Here is a 23,073-nt window from a genome sequence, read left to right as displayed (position 1 = left end):
GGCACGCTGTTGAGTTCTCAAGGAACGGACGCTTCCTTCGTACTCACCCTCGCGGGCTTTCCTCCGGGCTTTCGTTCTGCTGTCTTGCGTTTCCGACTCTATCAGACTCTTTCGGGCCCGATTTCCTCGGCGCTTTCCAGGTTTCCGCTTTCGCGTTTCCCTTTCCGGCGATTCCAACCTTACCAGACCATTTCCGCATCGTTTACCGACTCGGATTTGAATTCGGTGGCCGTTGGAGGGCCTTTCCTTTTCGGGCGGATCAGACTTTATCAGGTGTCCCCGGCGTCTGATTCCCACCCGCCCGCATGACTCTGCCCGGACACACGTGTGTGCCGGGCTGTTCTGCGGGGTGGAGCCGTAAACGTACTGGAGCGGGGCCCCGGATGCAAATCCGGTTGCCCCGCTCCGGTGACGGCGCTACGGCGGGGTGGATCAGACCTCGACGACGACCGGGAGGATCATCGGGCGCCGGCGGTAGCTGTCCGAGACCCACTTGCCCATCGTGCGGCGGATGAGCTGCTGGATCTGGTGCGGCTCGGCGACGCCGTCGGCCGCCGCGCGGGCGATGGCTTCCTCGATCTTGGTGATGACCGAGCCGAAGGCCCCGTCGTCGATGCCGGAGCCGCGGGCCTGGATGTTCGGGCCGCTGACCACCTTGCCGGTGGTGCTGTCCACCACGACGTAGACCGAGATGATGCCCTCGTCACCGAGGATCCGGCGGTCCTTGAGCGAGGACTCCGTGACGTCGCCGACCGAGAGGCCGTCCACGTACACGTAGCCGGCCTGCACCTTGCCGGAGATCCTGGCCTTGCCGTCGACCAGGTCCACGACCACGCCGTCCTCGGCGATCACGATCCGGTCCTTCGGTACGCCCGTCAGGGCGCCCAGCTCGGCGTTGGCGCGCAGGTGGCGCCATTCGCCGTGGACCGGCATCAGGTTCCGCGGCTTGCAGATGTTGTAGAAGTACAGCAGCTCGCCGGCCGAGGCGTGGCCCGAGACGTGCACCTTGGCGTTGCCCTTGTGCACGACGTTGGCGCCCCAGCGGGTGAGGCCGTTGATCACGCGGTAGACCGCGTTCTCGTTGCCCGGGATCAGGGACGACGCCAGGATCACGGTGTCACCGGGGACGATCCGGATCTGGTGGTCGCGGTTGGCCATGCGGGACAGGGCCGCCATCGGCTCGCCCTGGGAGCCCGTGCAGACCAGGACGACCTCTTCGGGCGGCAGGTCGTCGAGCGTCTTGACGTCCACGACGAGACCGGCCGGGACCCGGAGGTAGCCCAGGTCGCGGGCGATGCCCATGTTGCGGACCATCGAGCGGCCGACGAAGGCGACCCTGCGGCCGTACTCGTGTGCGGCGTCGAGGATCTGCTGGATGCGGTGCACGTGGCTGGCGAAGCTGGCCACGATGATCCGGTGGTGGGCGTTGGCGAAGACGTTCCGCAGGACGGTGGAGATCTCCCGCTCCGGCGGGACGAAGCCGGGGACCTCGGCGTTCGTCGAGTCCGACAGCAGGAGGTCGATGCCCTCCTCGCTCAGACGCGCGAAGGCGTGCAGGTCCGTGAGGCGCCGGTCCAGCGGGAGCTGGTCCATCTTGAAGTCGCCGGTGGCCACGACCAGGCCCGCGCCCGTGCGGATCGCCACGGCCAGGGCGTCCGGGATGGAGTGGTTGACCGCGATGAACTCGCAGTCGAAGGGGCCGAGGTTCTCCCGCTCGCCCTCCTTCACCTCAAGGGTGTAGGGGCGGATGCGGTGCTCCTGGAGCTTGGCCTCGATGAGGGCCAGCGTCAGCTTGGAGCCGATCAGCGGGATGTCCGGCTTCTCCCGCAGGAGGTACGGAACGGCGCCGATGTGGTCCTCGTGACCGTGCGTGAGCACGATGCCCTCGATGTCGTCGAGGCGGTCCCGGATGGACGAGAAGTCCGGCAGGATCAGGTCGATGCCCGGCTGCTCCTCTTCGGGGAAGAGGACGCCGCAGTCGACGATCAGGAGCCGGCCGTCGTATTCGAAGACCGTCATGTTGCGGCCGATCTCACCGAGGCCACCCAGGGGGGTGACCCTGAGGCCGCCCTTGGGCAGCTTCGGCGGCGGACCGAGTTCCGGATGCGGATGGCTCAAAAGTGTCTCCTCACCACGCACGCCACGTACCCGGAAGGCACGTGGCGCGCATGTCATTCGTGCACTTGCTGTTGTCTGCTCTGTATTTGTTCGGTCGTGCTTATTGAGTTGTGAAGTCTGTTGTCAGAGGTGTACCCCGCCCGCGGCAAGATCGATCTTGAGCTGGGCCGTCTCTTCGCCGGTCAGTTCGATCAGCGGGAGCCGCAGCGGGCCGGCGGGCAGGCCCTGCAGGCTCAGCGCGGCCTTGGTGGTCATCACACCCTGCGTGCGGAACATGCCGGTGTAGACGGGCAGCAGCTTCTGGTGGATCTCGGCGGCCTTCTGGACGTCCCCGGCCAGGTGGGCCTCCAGCATGGCGCGCAGGTCGGGGCTGACCACGTGGCCGACGACGGAGACGAAGCCGACGGCGCCCACCGACAGGAGCGGCAGGTTCAGCATGTCGTCGCCGGAGTACCAGGCGAGGCCGCTGCGCGCGATCGCCCAGCTCGCACGGCCGAGGTCGCCCTTGGCGTCCTTGTTGGCCACGATACGGGGGTGCTCGGCCAGCCGGACCAGGGTTTCGGTCTCGATCGGGACACCGCTGCGGCCGGGGATGTCGTAGAGCATGACCGGCAGCTCGGTGGCGTCGGCGATCGCCGTGAAGTGCCGGTAGAGGCCCTCCTGCGGCGGCTTGCTGTAGTAGGGGGTGACGGCGAGCAGGCCGTGGGCGCCCGTGCGCTCGGCCTGGCGGGCCAGCTCCAGGGTGTGGCGGGTGTCGTTGGTACCGATGCCGGCGACCACGTGGGCGCGGTCTCCGACGGCTTCGAGGACGGCTCGTACGAGGTCGTTTTTCTCCGCGTCGGTGGTGGTCGGCGACTCACCGGTGGTGCCGTTGACGATCAGGCCGTCGTTGCCTGCGTCCACCAGGTGGACGGCGAGCTGCTGCGCGCCATCGAGGTCGAGTGCGCCATCCGCCGTGAACGGCGTGATCATGGCGGTGAGGACCCGCCCGAAGGGGGTCTGCGGAGTCGAGATCGGAGCCATGGGTAACACGCTACTCGCTGCCATGCTCGCGGTGTCCCCTCGGGGGACGTCAACCGGGTGTTGGACGCCGGCACTGCCTGCTCGGGGGTTCAAGCAGTGCCGGGTCCGTTTGATCAGCCTAGATGAACTTTCCGAAACGTCGCAATACGGACACTTCGGACTTGACTCCGTACATCTGTACGCCGTAGGTGTTACCGCCCTTACGGGGCAACGCGACCGTTGGCGTTGTACGCCGCGTACGTCAGCGGCATGAGCTTCGCCCAGTGCTGCTCCATCTTCTCGCCGACCATCTCGATCTCCCGCTGCGGGAAGGAGGGGACGGCCGCCAGCTCGTGCTGGGTGCGCAGGCCCAGGAAGTGCATGAGCGAGCGGGCGTTGCAGGTGGCGTACATCGAGGAGAAGAGACCCACCGGCAGGACCGAACGGGCCACCTCGCGGGCGACGCCCGCGGCCAGCATCTCCTGGTAGGCCTCGTAGGCCCGCACGTAGGAGTCCTCCATGACGCGGGTGGTCAGCTCCTGCTGCGCGCCGGTGCCCTCGACGAAGACGTACTTGCCGGGGCGGCCCTCCTGCACGAGCTTGCGCTCGGCGTCGGGGACGTAGAAGACGGGTTCGAGCTCCCTGTAGCGGCCCGACTCCTCGTTGTACGACCAGCCCACCCGGTGGCGCATGAACTCCCGGAAGACGAAGATCGGGGCGCTGACGAAGAAGGTCATCGAGTTGTGCTCGAAGGGGCTGCCGTGGCGGTCCCGCATGAGGTAGTTGATCAGGCCCTTGGAGCGCTCCGGGTCCTTCTGGAGCTCGTCCAGGGACTGCTCGCCGGCCGTGGAGACGCGGGCCGCCCACAGCACGTCGGAGTCGGCGGCGGAGTGCTTCACCAGCTCCACCGTCACGTCGCTGCGGAAGCTGGGTTTCAGATCTGAAGCGGCGGTCTCGCTCACCGGGGGTCCTTCCAAACGTGCGTCCTGGGGCGCGCCCACTCTACGGCGCCCCTCACGGGTCCCCGCGCAGGCTCTTCCTCGGTCCCGGCCCGCGCACCGGCCCCGGACAGCTGACACACAGCCACGAATTCTGGTGAATGTCCCGAAATCCGGCACCGATTGAGCGGCCCGTTCGTCCTACAGGGCACAACACACCCGCAACGAGCCCGAGGAGATTCGCTCTCATGTTTCGCCGGCGCGAACCTGTTCCGTTCGCCTTCGTCGCCGAGGCCGACCGGTTCCGCAGCAACATCACTCCGCCGCCGCGCGAGCGGCTGGGCAAGGCCCAGTTGGCCGCCCGTAGTCTGGTCGGGCTGACCGTGGTCGCGGGGCTGGCCGGCTCGCTGCTCTTCGGCATACCGGCGCTGCAGCCGAACAAGGCAGCGGAGAAGTCGCAGCAGTCGACAGCGTCCGAGGGGCGGTAGCCTCACGGGCACAGCCCAACCGAACGTGCATGTGAGTGAGGTCCAGCCGTGCCCCTGCCCTTCCTGACGGCCGACGGCGTGTCCGATGCGGATGACGCCGGCGACGAGGTCCTGGCCCATGCCGACGACGACCACGACCGCTGGCGGCGCCCCTACCGGCCCGGGCCCTGGCGTGTGGCCATCGCCGCCGTGCTGCTCCTGCTGTCCGCCTTCATGCTGCTGGCCACCATGATCGTCGCCTTCGCCGGCGGAGGCTGGGCCGGGACCGGCACCTGCCTGGTGGCCGCCCTCGCCGTCCTCGCGTCGGCACTGCAAATGCTGCGCGTGGGCGTCTGGGTGAGCCGTACGGGCCTGCGCCGCATCGGGTTCTTCACGACCCGCACCATCGCGTGGCACGAGGTCGGCGAGATCCGCACGGTGCAGCAGCCGGTGCGCTGGCTCGGACTGCCGAGGACCGTGCAGGGGCAGGCGCTGACCGTGTCCGCACGCGGCGAGGAGGAGCCGCCGGTGCTCCTGACCGACCACAGCGCCGATTTCCTGTCGCGGGCCGAGGCCTTCGACCGGGCCGCGGACACGGTCGGGGCCTGGGCCGAGCAGTACCGGCCCGTGCCCGCCTGACAGCCGGATCCCGGGATCTGCCGGGAGGCGCCACGGGGAGCCCGTACAGGTGTCAGACCTGTACGGGCTTCTTGTCGTGCAGGGCGATCGCCCGCTGCATGGCCTTGCGCGCCCGCGGGGTGTCGCGGGCGTCGTGGTAGGCGACGGCGAGCCGGAACCAGCTGCGCCAGTCCCCCGGCGCATCCTCGGTCTCGGCCTTGCGGCGCGCGAAGACCTCGTCGGCGGAGTCCCGCAGGATCCGGCCGTACTGGTCGCGCTCCAGCTCGTCCACGGGCAGGCCGCCCTCGGCCTCCAGCTCACCGGCGAGCTGGTTGGCCTTGGTGACGAACTGTGTGTTCTTCCAGAGGAACCAGATCCCGATGAGCGGCAGGATCAGCACGGCCACGCCGAAGGTGACGGTGAGCCATGTTCCCTGCCGGATCAGCAGCAGGCCCCGGCCGCCGACCAGGACGAAGTAGACGACCAGGACGGCGGCCGTGATGAGGTACGTGATCTTCGCGCGCATCGTGAATCAGTCCGTCAGCCCAGGTCGAGGAAGTTTTCCAGGCCGAAGGTGAGGCCCGGGATCTGCGTCACGCGGCGCGCGCCGAGCAGGATGCCCGGCATGAAGCTGCTGTGGTGCAGGGAGTCGTGACGGATGGTCAGGGTCTCGCCCTCGCCGCCGAGGAGGACCTCCTGGTGCGCGAGCAGGCCGCGCAGGCGGATGGCGTGGACGGGGACGCCGTCGACGTCGGCGCCGCGCGCGCCGTCCAGCGCCGTGGCGGTGGCGTCGGGCTGCGCGCCGAGGCCGGCCTCGGCGCGGGCGGCCGCGATGAGCTGCGCGGTACGGGTCGCGGTGCCGGACGGGGCATCGACCTTGTTGGGGTGGTGCAGCTCCACGACCTCGACGGACTCGAAGTAGCGGGCGGCCTGGGCGGCGAACTTCATGGTGAGGACGGCACCGATGGAGAAGTTCGGTGCGATGAGCACACCGGTCTTCGGGGAGGCGGCGAGCCAGGAGTCCAGCTGGGCGAGGCGGTCCTCGGTCCAGCCGGTGGTGCCGACCACGCCGTGGATGCCGTGGCGGACGAGGAAGTCGAGGTTCTCCATCACGGAGGCGGGGGTGGTCAGCTCGACCGCGACCTGGGCGCCGGCCTCGGCCAGCGTCTCCAGCTTGTCGCCGCGGCCGAGTGCCGCGACCAGCTCCATGTCTTCTGCGGCCTCGACCGCCTTGACCGCCTCGGAGCCGATGCGGCCCTGGGCGCCGAGGACTGCCACGCGCAGCTTGCTCATAGTGCTTCCTAACTTGCCGTACGGATCTAGGCGACCGCTTCGTCGAGACGGGCGGCCTGCTTCTCCTTGAGCGGGCCGATCACCGCGAGCGAGGGCCGCTGGGCCAGTACATCCTGTGCGACCGCGCGGACGTCGTCCGGGGTGACCGCGGCGATCCGGGCCAGCATGTCGTCGACCGACATCTGGTCGCCCCAGCACAGCTCGCTCTTGCCGATGCGGTTCATGATCGCGCCGGTGTCCTCCAGCCCGAGGACGGTGGACCCCGAGAGCTGGCCGACGGCCCGCCTGATCTCGTCGTCGCCGAGCCCGTCGGCGGCGACCTTGTCGAGCTCGTCGCGGCAGATCCGCAGCACGTCGTGGACCTGGTTGGGGCGGCAGCCCGCGTAGACGCCGAAGAGGCCGGTGTCGGCGAAGCCCGAGGTGTACGAGTACACGCTGTAGGCGAGGCCGCGCTTCTCGCGGACCTCCTGGAAGAGGCGGGACGACATGCCGCCGCCCAGGGCGGTGTTGAGTACGCCGAGTGCCCAGCGGCGCTCGTCGGTCCGGGCGAGGCCGGGCATGCCGAGGACCACGTGGGCCTGCTCGGTCTTGCGGCTCACCAGGTCGACGCGGCCGGAGGTGCGGATGCGGCGGGTGCCGGCGCGCGGGCCGATCGGCTCGGCGTCGGTGCGGGTGAGGGCGCCGGCCTTCTCGAAGGCGGTGCGGACCTGGCGTACGACCTTGTTGTGGTCGACGTTGCCGGCGGCGGCCACGACCAGGTGGGTCGGGTCGTAGTGCTTCTTGTAGAAGCGGCGGATCCGGTCGGCGCCGAGGGCGTTGATCGTGTCGACGCTGCCGAGGACGGGGCGGCCCAGCGGGGTGTCGCCGTACATGGTCTGCGCGAACAGGTCGTGGACCATGTCGCCCGGGTCGTCCTCGGTCATCGCGATCTCTTCGAGGATGACACCGCGCTCGGCGTCGACGTCCTCCTCGCGGATCAGCGAGCCGGTGAGCATGTCGCAGACCACGTCGATGGCGAGCGGCAGGTCGGTGTCGAGCACCCGGGCGTAGTAGCAGGTGTACTCCTTCGCCGTGAAGGCGTTCATCTCGCCGCCGACCGCGTCGATCGCGGAGGAGATGTCGAGGGCGCTGCGCTTGTGCGTGCCCTTGAAGAGGAGGTGCTCCAGGTAGTGCGTGGCGCCGTTCAGCGCGGGCGTCTCGTCGCGGGATCCGACGTGGGCCCAGATGCCGAAGGTGGCGGAGCGGACGGAGGGCAGCGTCTCGGTGACGACGCGCAGTCCGCCGGGCAGGACGGTGCGGCGGACGGTGCCGATGCCGTTCTGCCCCTTGAGCAGGGTTTGGGTACGGGCGACGGCCCGCCCCTCCGAAGAGGGGCGGGCCGTCACACGGGAACTACGCGACGTCACTTGTCGGAGTCGTCCTTGTCAGCGTCTTCGGAGGCGGCGTCGGCCTCGCCCTCGATCACGGGGATCAGGGAGAGCTTGCCGCGCTGGTCGATCTCGGCGATCTCGACCTGGACCTTGGTGCCGACCGCGAGCACGTCCTCGACGTTCTCCACGCGCTTGCCACCGGCGAGCTTGCGGATCTGCGAGATGTGCAGGAGGCCGTCCTTGCCGGGGAGCAGGGAGACGAAGGCACCGAAGGTGGTGGTCTTGACGACCGTACCCAGGTAGCGCTCGCCGACCTCCGGCATGGTCGGGTTGGCGATGCCGTTGATCGTGGCGCGGGCGGCCTCGGCGGCCGGGCCGTCGGCGGCACCGATGTAGATGGTGCCGTCGTCCTCGATCGTGATCTCGGCGCCGGTGTCCTCCTGGATCTGGTTGATCATCTTGCCCTTGGGGCCGATGACCTCACCGATCTTGTCCACCGGGATCTTGACGGTGATGATCCGCGGGGCGTTCGGGGACATCTCGTCCGGCGTGTCGATCGCTTCCATCATCACGTCGAGGATGTGGAGGCGGGCGTCGCGGGCCTGCTTGAGGGCGGCGGCCAGGACGGAGGCCGGGATGCCGTCGAGCTTGGTGTCCAGCTGGAGCGCGGTGACGAACTCCTTGGTGCCGGCGACCTTGAAGTCCATGTCGCCGAAGGCGTCCTCCGCACCGAGGATGTCGGTGAGGGCGACGTAGTGGGTCTTGCCGTCGATCTCCTGGGAGATCAGGCCCATGGCGATACCGGCGACGGGGGCCTTGAGGGGCACACCGGCGTTCAGCAGCGACATGGTGGAGGCGCAGACCGATCCCATGGACGTCGAACCGTTGGAGCCGAGGGCCTCGGACACCTGGCGGATCGCGTAGGGGAACTCCTCGCGGGTCGGGAGGACCGGCACGATCGCGCGCTCGGCGAGCGCGCCGTGGCCGATCTCGCGGCGCTTCGGCGAACCGACGCGGCCGGTCTCGCCGACGGAGTACGGCGGGAAGTTGTAGTTGTGCATGTAGCGCTTGCGGGTCACCGGGGAGAGGGTGTCCAGCTGCTGCTCCATGCGGAGCATGTTGAGGGTGGTGACGCCCAGGATCTGGGTCTCGCCACGCTCGAACAGCGCCGAGCCGTGCACGCGCGGGATGGCCTCGACCTCGGCGGCGAGGGTACGGATGTCCGTGATCCCGCGGCCGTCGATGCGGACCTTGTCCTTGATGACGCGCTCGCGCACCAGGGCCTTGGTCAGGCTGCGGTACGCGGCGGAGATCTCCTTCTCGCGGCCTTCGAAGGCCGGGAGGAGCTTCTCGGCGGCGATCTCCTTGACGCGGTCCAGCTCGGCCTCGCGGTCCTGCTTGCCCGCGATGGTCAGCGCCTGGGAGAGCTCGCCCTTGACGGCGGCCGCGAGGGCCTCGTACACGTCGTCCTGGTAGTCCAGGAAGACCGGGAACTCGCCCTCGGGCTTGGCGGCCTTGGCGGCGAGGTCCGACTGGGCCTTGCAGAGGACCTTGATGAACGGCTTCGCGGCGTCGAGGCCGGCGGCGACGATCTCCTCGGTCGGCGCCTCGGCGCCGCCCTTGACGAGGGCGATGGTCTTCTCGGTGGCCTCGGCCTCGACCATCATGATCGCGACGTCGCCGTCCTCCAGGGTGCGGCCCGCGACGACCATGTCGAAGACGGCGTCCTCAAGCTCGGTGTGCGTCGGGAACGCCACCCACTGGCCGCGGATCAGCGCGACGCGGACGCCGCCGATCGGGCCGGAGAAGGGCAGGCCGGCGAGCTGCGTGGACGCGGACGCGGCGTTGATCGCGATGACGTCGTACAGGTGGTCCGGGTTGAGCGCCATGACGGTGGCGACGACCTGGATCTCGTTGCGCAGGCCCTTCTTGAAGGACGGGCGCAGCGGGCGGTCGATCAGGCGGCAGGTGAGGATCGCGTCCTCGGAGGGCCGGCCCTCGCGGCGGAAGAAGGAGCCGGGGATCTTGCCGGCCGCGTACTGCCGCTCCTCGACGTCCACCGTGAGGGGGAAGAAGTCGAGCTGGTCCTTGGGCTTCTTCGACGCGGTGGTGGCGGACAGCACCATCGTGTCGTCGTCCAGGTAGGCAACGGCGGAGCCGGCGGCCTGGCGGGCCAGGCGGCCCGTCTCGAAGCGGATGGTGCGGGTGCCGAAGGAGCCGTTGTCGATGACGGCCTCGGCGTAGTGGGTCTCGTTCTCCACTAGCGTTTTCTCCATTTTCGTCGTCTCCGTCCGCCGCCCGTGTGGCGGAGGACGGTTGCGGAGAAGCGCTCCTGGCGTGCTGGCCGGTCTTCGATCGAAGCACCCGGTTCGTTGCCCGCGTGGGCATTCCGGGTGCCACTACCGAGGACCGGCGGCGTGGGAGGGCGCTCCTCCTCTTCAGTTGTGCACGTCTCGTCGTCGGACGTACACGTGCGTCCGTTCCAGACTACAAAGGGACCGGTCCGTACCGCACGTACAGCAAAGGGAGCGGCCCCCGGATGTGGGAACCGCTCCCTTCACGGCGTCTTACTTGGCGCCGGCCGCACCGCGGCGGATGCCGAGGCGCTCGACCAGCGTACGGAAGCGCTGGATGTCCTTCTTGGCCAGGTACTGCAGCAGGCGGCGGCGCTGGCCGACCAGGATCAGCAGACCACGACGGGAGTGGTGGTCGTGCTTGTGGGTCTTGAGGTGCTCGGTCAGGTCCGAGATCCGGCGGGAGAGCATCGCGACCTGGACCTCGGGGGAGCCGGTGTCGCCCTCCTTGGCACCGAACTCGGTGATGATCTGCTTCTTCGTAGCGGCGTCGAGCGGCACGCGTACTCCTCGTTTGGTCTTCGTTGCCACCGAGTGCCCCAGGTCTGAGTCTCTGGGGAGCTTCCGTTACTCGGGAGGCGGGGTCCGCTGAGCGCAGTCCACAGACCCCTTCGCAGGGAATCCGGGGGACGCGTACACAAACGGCCGTCACACAGCGTACCAGGCTGCCGCTCGGCCCCGTCTCAGCTGGTGAGAGCGCGGGCCCGGGCGTAGACGTCGAGCACGGCCAGGGTCAGGGGCACCAGGCTGAGCAGGACCGCCGCCTCGGTGAGGTCGAGCAGCCTTCCCCAGAAGGGTGACAGGCCCTTGCGGGGGATGACAAGCGCAATTCCGGCGAGGAGGGCGGCGCCGGCGGCGACCGCCGCGGTGAGCCAGATCGTACGGAGGTCCAGGCCGCTGCGGTCCTGCTCCAGGACGAGGGCTTCGAGCAGGGCCTGCGGCGGGTGCAGGGAGAGGCCCAGGATCAGCAGGGCGACGGCGGCGAGGCCGGCGGTCAGGGCGCACACGACCTGGGAGGTGTAGCGGAAGAGGCGGGCGCGCAGCAGCATGGCGAGCCCGGTGGCCAGGGCGAGGAGGCGGCCCCAGGTGTTGTCGGAGAAGCCGAGGACGGCGGCGGCTCCGACGGCGACCGCGGCGCAGCCGGCGACCAGGCCGAGCAGCATCTCGTGGCCGCGGCGGGCCTGGGCGGCGATCGCCTCGGCGTCGAGGGGGGTGCCCTGCTCGTGCTGGTCGGCGTCGGCCTGGTCGCCGTACGGGGCGGTCTCGTAGCGGTCGGGGCTCACCGCATGGTCGACGTAATCGTCGGCTGCGCTCTGCGGGGCGGCGTAGCCGATGGGCAGCCGGGCGAAGCGCGCGGACAGGCCGGGGAGGAAGGCGACGAGGCCGATGGCGACGGGTGCGCAGACGGCGGCGGCGGAGGTGGCGGAGGCCTCGGTGGCGATCGCCGCGAAGGTGGCGAGGGTGCCGGTGGCGGCGACGAAGGTGGCCGCGACGAAGGGGGCGTCGCCGCTGGGGGTGAGCGCGACCAGGGCGACGGAGGCGACCAGCACGCAGACGCAGCCCAGCAGGAACTGGAGCCGGCCGGGGCCGTCGCCGACGGCGGGGCCGATGATCCCGGATCCGGCGATCAGCAGGTGCGGGAGGGCTCCGAGGCCCAGGGCCACGGCGGAGAGGCGGTCGCGGTAGACGCGCGCGCGCACCCCGGCGACGGCGGTGAGCAGGACGCCGACGGCGCCGGCGATGATCCCGGGCAGGCCGTGCATGTCGTGGCGGACGGGGTCGGCGTACCAGAGGACGAAGCCCAGCATGACGAGCAGCACCGCCGCGCCGGCCAGCCCGGCGCCGCGCAGCATGTCGTCGCTCCAGCGGTGCCGGTCGCGGACGACGGCGGAGGCGACGGCGTCGGACACGTCGTCGAAGACGGCCGGCGGCAGGGACTCGGCGAAGGGGCGCAGGCTCAGCACCTCGCCGTCGAGGACCTGCTGGGCGGCGAGGGTGCGTGCGCCGTCGAGGACGGTTCCGGAGCGGCGTACGAGGTGGAAGCCGGTCGGGGCGCCGACGGGCTGGGTCTGGCCGGTGAGGCGCAGCAGCTCGGGGTAGACGTCGGCGACGGCGATGTCCTCGGGGAGGGCGACGTCGATGCGGCTGTCGGGGGCCACGACGGTGACCCTGCAGAAACCCGTCGTCCCGGCCGTACTCACCTGCGTGACCCCCTTGGTTGGTGCCCGCGCCCGTGCTCGATTCGCGGATGCGCATGCTGCGCGCGACACCCTACCGGGCGTATGAGCGACAGTCGGCAAGTAGGATCACCGTCGCGTGGGGGATACCCCCTTCGCGCCCGGGACTTGGGGGCGCCGGTTGCGACGTCCCGTCCGTTTTCGAGGGATTGATGCTCCGGTGAGCCAGATCGTCGTCAAACGCCCGCCGCGGTCCCTGCCGCCCGAGGTCCCCTCGGAGGAGCTGAAGCTGGAAGCTCCTCCCGAACTGCCGCGCGGGCAGCAGGAGGGCATGCTGATGCAGCTCCTGCCGATGCTCGGCATGGGCTCCTCCGTCGTCTTCTTCTTCATGCCGGGTGCGGCCCCCTTCATGCGCATCATGGGTGTGCTGATGCTGGCGTCGACGGTGGGCATGGTCGTGGCCCAGCTGGTGCGCTACCGGCGCGGTACGCAGGGGCAAATGGCCGATGTGCGCCGGGACTACCTCAAGTACCTCGCCCAGACGCGCCGTCAGGTGCGGCGCACGGCGCGGGCGCAGCGGGACGCGCAGCTCTACCTGCACCCGTCGCCGGAGCAGTTGTGGTCGGTGGTGGCGGACGGTTCGCGGCTGTGGGAGCGGCGGGTCGGCGATCCGGACTTCGGCCAGGCCCGGCTGGGGCTGGGCGCGCAGCGCCTGGCGACGCCGCTGGTGGCGCCGGAGACGGCGCCGGTGGACGAGCTGGAGCCGCTGACGGCCGGTGCGATGCAGCGCTTCCTGAAGGTGCACTCCTCGCTGGAGGGGCTGCCGATGGCGGTGTCGATGCGGGCCTTCTACCACGTGGCGGTGTCCGGGGAGCCGGAGTCGGCGCGGGGCGCGGCGCGGGCGCTGGTCGCGCAGCTGGCGACGCTGCACTCCCCCGAGGACCTGATGGTGGCCGTGGTGGCCGCGCCGGGTGCGGTGCCCTCGTGGGACTGGACGAAGTGGCTGCCGCACACGCAGCTGCCGGGGCAGGTCGACGGGGCGGGTACGAAGCGGCTGTTCGGCGACGACCTCGCCGAGCTGGAGGGGATGCTGGCGTCGCGGCTGGAGGGGCGTCCGCGGTTCAGCCGCGACGTGTCCCCGGTGCTGGACCAGCCGCACCTGGTGGTCGTGCTGGACGGCGGCATGGTGCCCCCGGACTCGGTGTTCGCGGCGGCCGAGGGCCTTCAGGGCGTCACCATCGTCGAGGTGGTCGCGGGCGAGCTGGACGAGCCGCGCGGCGGCCTGTCGGTCGTGGTGCGGCCGGGCCGGCTGCGTCTGGAGTCGGGCGGCGGGGTCGCGTACGAGGGTGTGCCGGACACCCTGTCGCTGCCCGCGGCGGAGGCCCTGGCACGGCAGCTGGCGCCGCTGCGCACGGGCGGCGGGGACGACGACGAGCCGCTGCTGGCGAACCTGGACTTCACGGACCTGCTGAACCTGGGCGACGCGGCCGCGGTCGACGTGGCGCGGACCTGGCGGCCGCGGTCCGCGGGTGAGCGGCTGCGTGTGCCGATCGGCGTCGGCGAGGACGGCGCGCCGGTCATGCTGGACCTCAAGGAGGCCGCGCAGGAGGGCATGGGCCCGCACGGCCTGTGTGTCGGCGCGACCGGTTCCGGCAAGTCGGAGCTGCTGCGCACGCTGGTGCTGGGCCTGGCGGTCACGCACACCTCGGAGACGCTGAACTTCGTGCTCGCCGACTTCAAGGGCGGTGCGACCTTCACGGGCATGGGGCAGATGCCGCACGTCGCGGCCGTCATCACCAACCTCGCGGACGACCTCACGCTCGTGGACCGCATGGGCGACTCGATCCGCGGTGAGCTGCAGCGCCGTCAGGAGCTGCTGCGTTCGGCGGGCAACTACGCCAACATCCACGACTACGAGAAGGCCCGCGCGGCCGGCGCGCCGCTGGAGCCGCTGGCGTCGCTGGTGCTGGTGATCGACGAGTTCAGCGAGCTGCTGACGGCGAAGCCCGACTTCATCGACATGTTCATCCAGATCGGCCGCATCGGCCGTTCGCTGGGCGTGCACCTGCTGCTGGCCTCGCAGCGGCTGGAGGAGGGCAAGCTGCGCGGCCTGGACACCTACCTGTCGTACCGGATCGGTCTGCGGACCTTCTCGGCGGCGGAGTCGCGGACGGCGATCGGTGTTCCCGACGCCTACCACCTGCCGTCGGTGCCCGGTTCGGGCTATCTGAAGTTCGGTACGGACGAGATGGTCCGCTTCAAGGCGGCGTACGTGTCGGGCACCTACCGCTCGGGCGGGCCGGACCTGTCGGTGGGGCAGTTCCCGGTGGAGCGGCGCCCCGCGCTGTTCACGGCGGCGCCCGTGCCGGTGGTGTACGCGGCGCCGGACCCGGCGTACCTGGCCGCGCGGTCGGCGCGGGAGGACGACGCACTCGCGGACACCGTGCTGGACGTGATCGTGAGCCGGCTGGAGGGCCAGGGCGTGCCGGCGCACCAGGTGTGGCTGCCGCCGCTCGACCAGGCCCCGCCGCTGGACCAGCTGCTGCCGGCGCTGGCGCCGAGCGCGGAGCGCGGGCTGCACGCGGAGGGCTACACGCGCCCGGGCGGGCTGATCGTGCCGCTCGGCCTGATCGACAAGCCGTTCGAGCAGCGGCGCGAGGTGCTGTACCGGGACTTCTCCGGTGCGGCGGGCCACATGATGGTGGTCGGCGGTCCCCAGTCGGGCAAGTCGACGCTGATGCGGACGCTGATCTCCTCCTTCGCGCTCACCCACACCCCGCGCGAGGTGCAGTTCTACGGGCTGGACTTCGGTGGCGGCAGCCTGTCGGCGGTCTCGGACCTGCCGCACGTGGGCGGTATCGCCTCGCGTCTGGACCCGGAGCGGGTGCGGCGCACGGTCGCGGAGGTCGGCGGGATCCTCAACCGCCGCGAGGAGTTCTTCCGGGCGAACAACATCGACTCGATCGGCACCTACCGCCGCCGGCGGGCGGCGGGCGACCTGCCGCACGAGCCGTGGGGGGACGTGTTCCTGGTCGTCGACGGCTGGGGCAACTTCCGCGGCGAGTACGAGGTGCTGGAGCAGGTCGTCACGGACATCGCGGCGCGCGGTCTGGGCTACGGCATCCACGTGGTGATCACCGCGGGCCGGTACATGGAGGTCCGGGCGGCGCTGAAGGACCAGATGCTCAGCCGGCTGGAGCTGCGGCTGGGCGACACGATGGACTCGGAGTTCGACCGGAAGGTCGCGGCGAACGTCCCCACGGGGATGCCGGGCCGCGGCCAGGTGGCGGAGAAGCTGCACTTCCTGGGCGCGCTGCCGCGGATCGACGGCAGCCACGAGGCCGGCGACCTGTCGGAGGCGACGGCGGCGTTCGTTGAGGCGGTCCGGCAGAACTGGGCGGGGCCGGCGGCTCCGGGCGTGCGGCTGCTGCCGCGGCTGCTCCACTCCGACCAGCTGCCCAAGGGCGGGGAGTTCCCCGAGCGCGGGATCGCGATCGGCATCGACGAGACCGATCTGGAGCCGGTGTTCGTCGACTTCGAGAGCGACCCCTTCCTGCTGGTGTTCGGCGAGAGCGAGTCCGGCAAGACGAACCTGCTGCGGCTCATCGCCAAGCAGATCGCGGAGCGGTACACGCCGGACCAGGCGCGTCTGGTCGTCGGCGACTACCGGCGGACGCTGCTGGGGTCGCTGCCGGAGGCGCACCTGCTGGAGTACGCGCCGATGGCGAACTCGCTGCAGACGCACATGGAGGCGCTGGGCGGGGTGTTCTCGCGGCGGCAGCCGCCCGCGGACGTCACCCCGCAGCAGCTGCGCGACCGCAGCTGGTGGACGGGCCCGGACGTGTACATCATCATCGACGACTTCGACCTGGTGGCGACGAGCCAGGGCAATCCGCTGGCGCCGCTGGTGGAGTACCTGCCCTTCGCCCGCGACACGGGTGTCCGCTTCGTCATCGCGCGCAGCACGGCGGGTGCCTCCCGCTCGATGTACGAGTCGTTCATGCAGCGGATCAAGGAGCTGGGCGCGCAGGGCATCGTCCTGTCCGGCGATCCCGCGGAGGGCGATCTGGTGGGCACCGTCCGGCCGCGGCCGATGCCGCCGGGCCGGGGGTACTTCGTCTCGCGGCGTCGGGGCACGTCTCTGGTCCAGCTCGGCCGGATGCCGGGCGCCATGTGAGCCGGGGGGCCGCTGCCGGGTGCCGGGTGTCCGGCACCGGACGCCGGGCATCGGCCGGAAAACCGTCCCGGCCGGCGGCGCAGCCCCGATAATCGGCGGGGAAGACCGCACCACCGAAGGAGAGGCCGCTCATGGGCACCCAGCAGGAGAAGGACGAGCTGTACGCGCTCGACATCAGCGGTGTGGAGTGGGAAGGGCCTCCGGGGACCAGCCCGGAGGAGGAGCGGGTGGAGATCGCGCGGCTCCCCGAAGGGGCGGTGGCGATGCGGTCCTCACTGGACCGGGAGACGGTCCTGCGCTACACGGCCGCCGAGTGGGAGGCCTTCGTGCTCGGCGCGAGGGACGGCGAGTTCGACCTGGACCGCCACCAGCCCTGACGGGCGCCTGGAGACGCCGAAGGGGCGCGCCCGCGTCGGGCGCGCCCCTTCGGCGTGTCGGGACCCGGAGACCGGGCCCCCGCCGGGCTCAGTAGGCCTCGGTGAAGAGGGTCGAGGCCCGCTTGTCGGTGGCGCGGTAGTCGTCCTTGCCGCGCTCGATCAGCTTGGCGACCTTCTCCAGCTCCGCGTGCATGGTGTCGGCCTTGCCCTTGTACTTCTTCTGGAGGGTGACGTACTCCCGGTGCGCCTCACCGTCCCAGGTGTCCGTGACGACCTTCACGGCCTGCTCCATCTCGGCCAGGTCCTTGAGGATGTTCCCCGAGACGACCCGGATGCGGTCCGCCATCTGCTGAACGGTCTCGTACCGGACCCGGGTCCCGTCGTTCGCCGTCATGTTCTTCTCCTTCTCGCTACGGCCGAATGGGAAAGGGGGTGCTGATCAGGTGCTGATCAGATGCCGTCGAGGCCCGAGCGGGGCCCGGAGGCGGACGTCGGCTGGACGGCGTTCTTGAACGCGGCCCGCACCTCCTCGTCCTGCGCGTTGCTGAGGTTCTTGGTCTGCGCCACGGCGTTGTGGAGGACGCCGAGCAGCCGACGGATCTCGTCGTGGCTGTCGTTGAGCGTCGTCTGGGCCGTGATGAAGCCCGAGGCGCCCACACCGGTCCAGCCGGCGCTCACGGTGGCGATGATGTCGGCAAGCTCGCGCGCCTGCTTGGAGACGGCGGTTCCCGTCTCCTGGATCTTGTTCTTCGCCTGGACGACCGGATCGTCTGCAAGTCCGAAGGTGTTCGTGCTCATCGAAGCTCCTCACTTCTCAATTCGCCGGCAGAACCGGCGGATTGCGCAGCGGGGCGGGCGTGCCTGGCGCGGATGTGTGCCACGCGCTCCGGACCGTCCCCCTCCGCCTCACGCGATCCCCCGATCACACTCGTGAAGCCTGGTGTCACTCTAGTCAGTTCGTGAAGCAGTCCCAACACCGGTGGGTCGCTTCCGTAGACGAACTGTGACTGTTCACTGCAAACGACGTCGGCGGCTCCGGGCATCCCGGACGACCGTGGCCGTTCCCGCGATGACGGCGATCAGGACGGCGCCGATGCCGAGAGCGTACGTGCCGTAGCGCTCCTGCCGCTCCTGGGCCGTCTCGGTGAGTTGGAGGGGCGCGGCCTGCGGTGCCGTCGCCGGGGGCGGACCGGGGTCCGGGACGGGCGCCTTGGGCGCCTCCTGGTCCTGGCTGACGGCGCGGACCGGGTCGACGACGCCCCAACCGACGTAGTCGTCGCGGCCGTTGACGGCGCGCTCGGCGGTGTTCTGGATCTGCCAGACGATCTGCTGCGCGGACCAGTCCCCGTGTTCGGCACGCAGCAGGGCGGCGAGTCCGGCGACGTAGGGCGCGGCGAAGCTGGTGCCGTTGTCGATGCACTGGCCGAAGCCGGGGACGGTGGAGACCATGTCCACGCCGGGCGCCGCCACCCCGATGAAGTCGCCGGGCTGGGAGAAGACGGCACGTTCGTTGTTGCGGTCGGAGGCACCCACGGCGAGGACGCCGGGGAAGGCGGCCGGGTAGGTCTTGCGCTTCTGGCCGCTCATGCCGTCGTTGCCCGCCGACGCCACGACCACGACGTTCGCGGCGATGGCCTTCTGGACGGACTTGCCGAGTTCGGAGTCCGCGGTCAGCGGGACGTCGGTGTCCTGCGAGATGTTGATGACCTGGGCGCCTTTGGCCACCGCGTGGTCGATGGCCTGGCTCAGGGAGAGGGCGTTGCCCTTGCCCTGCCCGTCGTTCTGCCGGATGGGGATGACGGTGGCCTCCGGAGCCAGGCCGACGAAGCCCGTGCCCTGCTGCGGGCGGGCGGCGATCAGCCCGGCGACCTTGGTGCCGTGGCCGACGGTGTCGGTCGTGCCGTCGCCGCCCTTGGGGTCGACGAAGTCCTTGCCCGCACCGACGTCGAGGGCGCCGCTGAGCTGCGGGTTGGCCCGGTCCACGCCGGTGTCGATGACGGCGACGCGGACGCTCGCGCCCTTCTTGTCCTTGCCCTTGGTCTGCGCCCACAGCTCGTCCAGGAGGAGACGCTGGAGGGCCCAGGGGCGGTCCTCGATCTGCTTCTTCATGGGGAAGGTGCACTCCCCCGCTCCGTCGAGGAGCAGGGGGTGCGGCGGCTGGGGCGCGGCGGCGGCGGAGCCCGTCCCGGCGGCACCGCCGGCGGCGGCCAGTGCGAGGGCCAAGGCGGCGGCGCGGAGCGCGCGCCGGGGGATGCGGGGCTGGAGGTCGCGGTGCCGGGAGGCGCGGGGCTGGGGGTCGCGGTGCTGGGGCATCGGCGGCTTCCTCACGAACCCTGGGGCTGGCGGGCGGAGTTGGTGTCCAGGCGGGGCCCCTTGGAGAGGAACTCCGACCACGCGATGGGCACCATGGCCGGGGCGACCCCGCCGTATCCGAGCCTGACCTGCGCCTGGCTGGCCTCGGGGCGGCCGTCCCCACCCGCCTTGGACTGGTCGGGGGCGCCGATCTTGGACTGCTCGCTGTCGCTGTCGCCGTTGGCCTGGACGGCGTAGCGCAGGCCGGTGTCGGTGACCAGGAAGAGGGATCCGCCGGCGGTGGTCTGCTTGCCCTGCACCTGGGTGTAGAGCAGGCCCGAGCCCGGGGTGACGTACGCGCTCGTACCGCTGGCGGTGATGTCGACGGGATAGCCGGTGCCGGCCCACGTGCTCAGCGTCTGGTTGCCCTGGCCGTCGACCGAGCGCAGGACGTTGCAGACGGTGTCGCGGTTGTTGGAGCCGCTCGCCTGGCTGCCGGCGGGCGGCGTCGTCTGGTTGATCCGCTCGGTCTTCCGCTGCGGCCACCTCACGTCGCCGGCGAACGGGGTGGCGTCCGGGTCGAGCGACTGGAGGTCGACCTCGCGGGCCTTGCCGTGCATGTTGAGGCCGTCGGTGGCGGGCGCCGAGATCAGCAGCCAGGCGGTGAAGTCGGAGACCGGGGCGACCTTGCCGGGGAGGACCACGTAGTGCTGGGTGCCGGAGCCGGTCTGGGCCTTGAGCACCATGCCGACCTTGTTGTCGGCGGTGGCCAGGCCCTTGACGTCGGCGTTGGCGCCGGCCTTGCCGGGGATCGCCGGGAAGGCCAGGTCGTCACCGGAGTTGAGGGTGGCCAGCCACTGCGGTCCGACCTGCTGCGGGGTGGCTCCGGTGCCGACGAGGGCGTTGGTCATCGTGCCGGCGGCCGGGGTGCCTTCGGGGAACTTGTACTTGGTGCCGGTGGCGTCGACGAGGTAGCGCTCCTTGCCCGGGCCGGTGCTCTCCACGTACAGCGCCTGGGTGTCGGTGAGCCTGCGGGCGTCGTCCGTCACGGACGCCTCGCGGTCCGCGAGGACGAAGGTGGCGGTCTGCACGCCGCGGCCGTTGCCGCCGGGCTGCTGGCAGACGGCCCAGCGCTTGGGCTTGGCCGCCTCGGCCTTGGAGGGGAGCCGGTCGGGGGCGTACGGGATGCCGATGATGGGGCCGCGCGGCGGCCTGCCCGCGTCGAGGACCTTGTCCTCGACCTGTACGACCTTGAACTTCTGCGGATCGAGCAGGAGTCGGGCGGAGGCGAGGTTCAGCACCGGGTGCAGTCGCGTCTGGTCCTTGCCGCCCACCTTCGTCGTCAGGACGACATAGCGGGTCGTCGAGCCCTTGCCGACGATGACCTTCGTTCCGGGCTCGTCCCAGCCTTTGGGGGCGGTGGGCTTGAACATGCCCCAGGCTCCGAACCCGGCGAGGACGAGGGCGCCGACGATCATCCCCGGAAGGACCGCGCGCAGCGGGCGGGGGGCGCCCTCCTCGGTGCCCGTGGCGGAGGGCTGGAGGAACGCGGCCACCGTCCGCCGCTTCGCAAAGGTGTACGCGTTGAGCTCATCACGTCGTGATGCCATGACCGTCTGCTTCTCCCCGCACGGCCCGGCCGGTGAGTACGGTCCCCGGGCCTCGATAGTCGGACCGGGCACCTACTATGCCTCTTGACGGACGGTATGCAGGGGCCGGGTAGGGTGAGGCAGCCGCTCAGCACCTTCCACACCGGGGTAATCAGGGCTTGTTGGGGTGGATTGGGGAGATTCCGGGGTCCCGCGACGGATGTCGCGCAGCGCCGGAACTCATGAGGTCTGGCCCTGGAGAGGGGAAGTGCGCGAGTGATGGCCACGGCGACGGAGCCGCAGACCGGCGCGCCCGCACCCGTACGCGGCGGGGTGACGCCGCATCCGAAGTCGAGCCCCGGCCGCTTCGGTCCGTTCCGACTGCAACAACTCGTACTGCTCCAGGTCGCGGCGGCCGGACTGCTCGTGGCGTGGGTGGTCGAGCCGCTGCTCCTGCTCCCCGCCGGCGTCCTCGCGCTCGCCCTGGTCGTCCTCGCGGTCGTACGCCGCCACCAGCGGTCCCTGCCGGAGTGGATCGGCAGCGCGCTGGCGTTGCGCGCGCGGCGCCGCCGGGCCGCGTCCCACACGGTTCCCGCGGGCACCGAACCGGGTCTCGCCCCGCTGGTCGAGGCCGATCCGGCGCTGCGCACCCTGACCTTCAGCGACCGCGACCGGCGCCCCGTCGGAATGGTCGGCGACGGGACGTTCCTGACCGCGGTGGTCCAGGTGGACTCGGACGCCACCGCGCTGCGGCCCGACCGGGCGGCGCGGCCGCTGCCGCTCGGCGTCGTACGGGACATCCTCGAAGTGGACGGCATCCGGCTGGAGTCCGCGCAGCTGGTGCAGCACACGCAGCCGGCGCCGGCTCCGCACCTGCCGGAGCGGTCGATGGCCGCGCGCAACTACGCGCCGCTGCAGGCCCGCACGGGCACGCCCGCCGTGCGGCTGACCTGGATCGCGCTCAAGCTGGACCCGGAGCTGTGCCCCGAGGCGGTCACCGCGCGCGGCGGCGGGCTGGCGGGCGCGCAGCGGTGCGTGGTGCGTGCGGCGGACCAGTTGGCGAGCCGGCTGGCCGGCGCCGGCTTCAGGGCCACGGTGCTGACCGAGCAGGAGCTGACGGCGGCGCTGGCCACGTCCTCGTGCGCGAACCCGATGGCGATCACCCAGGCCGGCCGGTCGGCCAGCACCGGGCGGCGCACCGAGGAGACCCCGCGGACCTGGCGCTGCGACGACCGCCGGCACACGACGTACTGGATAGGCCGCTGGCCGCAGCTGGGCGGCGCCGGGGCGGCGGCGCTGCCGCAGTTCGTGGCGCTGCTGACCTCCCTGCCGGCGCTGGCGACGACCTTCAGCCTGACGATGGCCGCGGCGGAGCGGCAGGGCGTGACCCTGACCGGACACGTACGGGTGACCGGCCGCAGCGACGAGGAACTCGTCGCTGCTCGACGGGAGTTGGAGAGGACGGCGCGGGGTGTGAAGACCGGGCTGGTCCGGCTCGACCGTGAACAGGTGCCGGGGCTGCTGGCTTCGCTGCCGCTGGGAGGCGCGCGATGAGGGGCGGTTTCGGACTGGTCGGCCCGCGGCGGGAGCGGCACATGGTGCCCGCGGCGGACCTGGACGCGCTGGCGGTGCCCGTCGGCGACGACGGGGTCGTCATAGGCGTGGACGCCGAGGGGCGGTCGGCGGTGCTCGGCATCAACCGGCCCACGCCGTACGAGGTGACGCTGATCGGCGGCCTGTGGACGGCGCAGGTGCTGGCGCTGCGGGCGGCGGCCACGGGTGCGCGGGTCGCGGTGGAGACCGGGCGCGGGCAGGTGTGGTCCGGGCTGGCCCAGGCCGCGGGCGGCGGGCAGCAGTGCGTGACCCTGCACGAGGTGGGCCGGATCCCGCCGCAGGGCGCGTCCGCGGGCAGCCCGGTGCTGGTGATCCGCGACTGCGGCATGCGGCCGCCGCGCGGTCGCGTGGTGGCCGGGCCGTGGCAGTCGGTGCTGACCCTGCTGCCGTATCTCAGCCCTACGGCGCCGCGGTTGCTCCAGCAGTCGTCGCTGGTGGGCGTGCAGCGGGTGTCGCCGGACGAGGCGGAGCAGATCGGCCGTCTGATGCGGCTGCCGCGTCAGGCCGTGGCCTCCCTGCCGACCCTGGGCGACGGGGTGACCCTGTGGTGCACCACGCGGGACCGGCAGTTCGTGATGACCCAGGGGACCGAGGCGGAGACCGGCCTGCTGGGCGCGGCACGCCGTATCGACTGACGTGCCGCGCGCCCTCCCCGTGGACGGGGCGCGGCGGACAGGGGCGACGCGC

Annotated in this window: 19 protein-coding genes; 6 read left to right on the top strand and 13 right to left on the bottom strand. The window is 71.1% G+C overall.

Features of this window, described 5'->3' with window-relative positions:
• Positions 1-432: 432 nt before the first annotated feature.
• From BSL84_RS24550 to thyX, 3 genes are all read right to left on the bottom strand, one after another.
• The gene (locus tag BSL84_RS24550) at positions 433-2,118 is read right to left on the bottom strand and encodes a ribonuclease J (RefSeq protein ID WP_030029648.1); all 1,686 of its coding nucleotides are present in this window, start codon (positions 2,116-2,118) and stop codon (positions 433-435) included.
• 123 nt (positions 2,119-2,241) lie between these two features.
• Positions 2,242-3,141 carry a 4-hydroxy-tetrahydrodipicolinate synthase gene (dapA, locus tag BSL84_RS24545; RefSeq protein WP_030029650.1) on the bottom strand — a complete coding sequence of 300 codons (900 nt, stop codon included), beginning with the start codon at positions 3,139-3,141 and terminating at the stop codon, positions 2,242-2,244.
• A 200-nt stretch (positions 3,142-3,341) separates the two neighbouring features.
• On the bottom strand, positions 3,342-4,082 hold the full coding sequence (gene thyX / locus BSL84_RS24540) for an FAD-dependent thymidylate synthase (protein ID WP_030029651.1): 741 nt from the start codon (positions 4,080-4,082) through the stop codon (positions 3,342-3,344).
• Positions 4,083-4,306: 224 nt separating this feature from the next.
• Between thyX and BSL84_RS24535 the strand changes: the two genes are divergently transcribed.
• Complete coding sequence (locus BSL84_RS24535; protein ID WP_030029652.1) at positions 4,307-4,546, top strand: hypothetical protein; 240 nt, start codon at positions 4,307-4,309, stop codon at positions 4,544-4,546.
• Positions 4,547-4,594: 48 nt separating this feature from the next.
• Positions 4,595-5,164 (top strand): hypothetical protein, encoded by a 570-nt coding sequence (locus tag BSL84_RS24530; RefSeq protein WP_075971124.1) that lies wholly within the window; start codon positions 4,595-4,597, stop codon positions 5,162-5,164.
• A gap of 52 nt (positions 5,165-5,216) precedes the next feature.
• Here BSL84_RS24530 and BSL84_RS24525 read toward each other — a convergent pair whose 3' ends face one another.
• The 6 genes from BSL84_RS24525 to eccD all read right to left on the bottom strand — a co-directional run bounded on the left by BSL84_RS24525 (position 5,217) and on the right by eccD (position 12,361).
• Positions 5,217-5,669: a hypothetical protein gene (locus BSL84_RS24525; protein ID WP_075971123.1), complete on the bottom strand. Its 453-nt coding sequence runs from the start codon at positions 5,667-5,669 to the stop codon at positions 5,217-5,219.
• A 14-nt stretch (positions 5,670-5,683) separates the two neighbouring features.
• A complete protein-coding gene (gene dapB, locus BSL84_RS24520) occupies positions 5,684-6,436 on the bottom strand; it encodes a 4-hydroxy-tetrahydrodipicolinate reductase (RefSeq protein WP_075971122.1) in 753 nt (250 codons plus the stop codon).
• Between the two features lie 26 nt (positions 6,437-6,462).
• Positions 6,463-7,842: a M16 family metallopeptidase gene (locus tag BSL84_RS24515; protein ID WP_030027120.1), complete on the bottom strand. Its 1,380-nt coding sequence runs from the start codon at positions 7,840-7,842 to the stop codon at positions 6,463-6,465.
• Positions 7,839-10,067 carry a polyribonucleotide nucleotidyltransferase gene (locus BSL84_RS24510; RefSeq protein WP_030027122.1) on the bottom strand — a complete coding sequence of 743 codons (2,229 nt, stop codon included), beginning with the start codon at positions 10,065-10,067 and terminating at the stop codon, positions 7,839-7,841. The genes BSL84_RS24515 and BSL84_RS24510 overlap by 4 nt, the downstream gene beginning before the upstream one ends.
• Positions 10,068-10,373: 306 nt before the next feature.
• Entirely contained in the window at positions 10,374-10,661 is a 288-nt protein-coding gene (rpsO, locus tag BSL84_RS24505; RefSeq protein ID WP_030011220.1) for a 30S ribosomal protein S15, read from the bottom strand.
• Positions 10,662-10,843: 182 nt separating this feature from the next.
• Positions 10,844-12,361, bottom strand: a complete 1,518-nt coding sequence (eccD, locus tag BSL84_RS24500; RefSeq protein ID WP_075971121.1) for a type VII secretion integral membrane protein EccD — start codon at positions 12,359-12,361, stop codon at positions 10,844-10,846.
• 196 nt (positions 12,362-12,557) lie between these two features.
• On the opposite strand from eccD, the gene BSL84_RS24495 reads away from it, so the two are divergent.
• Both BSL84_RS24495 and BSL84_RS24490 read left to right on the top strand, forming a co-directional pair.
• Positions 12,558-16,514: a type VII secretion protein EccC gene (locus tag BSL84_RS24495; protein ID WP_030027125.1), complete on the top strand. Its 3,957-nt coding sequence runs from the start codon at positions 12,558-12,560 to the stop codon at positions 16,512-16,514.
• Positions 16,515-16,645: 131 nt separating this feature from the next.
• On the top strand, positions 16,646-16,891 hold the full coding sequence (locus BSL84_RS24490; protein ID WP_030027126.1) for a DUF397 domain-containing protein: 246 nt from the start codon (positions 16,646-16,648) through the stop codon (positions 16,889-16,891).
• An 88-nt stretch (positions 16,892-16,979) separates the two neighbouring features.
• Here the strand turns inward: BSL84_RS24490 and BSL84_RS24485 are convergent, their stop codons facing one another.
• The 4 genes from BSL84_RS24485 to eccB form a co-directional block, all read right to left on the bottom strand.
• The gene (locus BSL84_RS24485) at positions 16,980-17,285 is read right to left on the bottom strand and encodes a WXG100 family type VII secretion target (protein WP_030027128.1); all 306 of its coding nucleotides are present in this window, start codon (positions 17,283-17,285) and stop codon (positions 16,980-16,982) included.
• 56 nt (positions 17,286-17,341) lie between these two features.
• The gene (locus tag BSL84_RS24480) at positions 17,342-17,689 is read right to left on the bottom strand and encodes a WXG100 family type VII secretion target (RefSeq protein ID WP_030027130.1); all 348 of its coding nucleotides are present in this window, start codon (positions 17,687-17,689) and stop codon (positions 17,342-17,344) included.
• Positions 17,690-17,902: 213 nt separating this feature from the next.
• Positions 17,903-19,204 (bottom strand): type VII secretion-associated serine protease mycosin, encoded by a 1,302-nt coding sequence (gene mycP / locus BSL84_RS24475; protein WP_075971120.1) that lies wholly within the window; start codon positions 19,202-19,204, stop codon positions 17,903-17,905.
• A gap of 11 nt (positions 19,205-19,215) precedes the next feature.
• Positions 19,216-20,793: a type VII secretion protein EccB gene (eccB, locus tag BSL84_RS24470; protein ID WP_075971119.1), complete on the bottom strand. Its 1,578-nt coding sequence runs from the start codon at positions 20,791-20,793 to the stop codon at positions 19,216-19,218.
• A 258-nt stretch (positions 20,794-21,051) separates the two neighbouring features.
• Here eccB and eccE point away from each other — a divergent pair, with 258 nt between their 5' ends.
• Positions 21,052-22,326: a type VII secretion protein EccE gene (gene eccE, locus BSL84_RS24465; RefSeq protein ID WP_030037357.1), complete on the top strand. Its 1,275-nt coding sequence runs from the start codon at positions 21,052-21,054 to the stop codon at positions 22,324-22,326.
• Positions 22,323-23,021 (top strand): hypothetical protein, encoded by a 699-nt coding sequence (locus BSL84_RS24460; RefSeq protein WP_030037356.1) that lies wholly within the window; start codon positions 22,323-22,325, stop codon positions 23,019-23,021. The genes eccE and BSL84_RS24460 overlap by 4 nt, the downstream gene beginning before the upstream one ends.
• Positions 23,022-23,073 lie beyond the last annotated feature (52 nt).

This window comes from Streptomyces sp. TN58, from assembly GCF_001941845.1.
Classification (GTDB): Bacteria; Actinomycetota; Actinomycetes; order Streptomycetales; family Streptomycetaceae; genus Streptomyces.
This window is presented reverse-complemented; position numbering and strand designations above follow the sequence as displayed.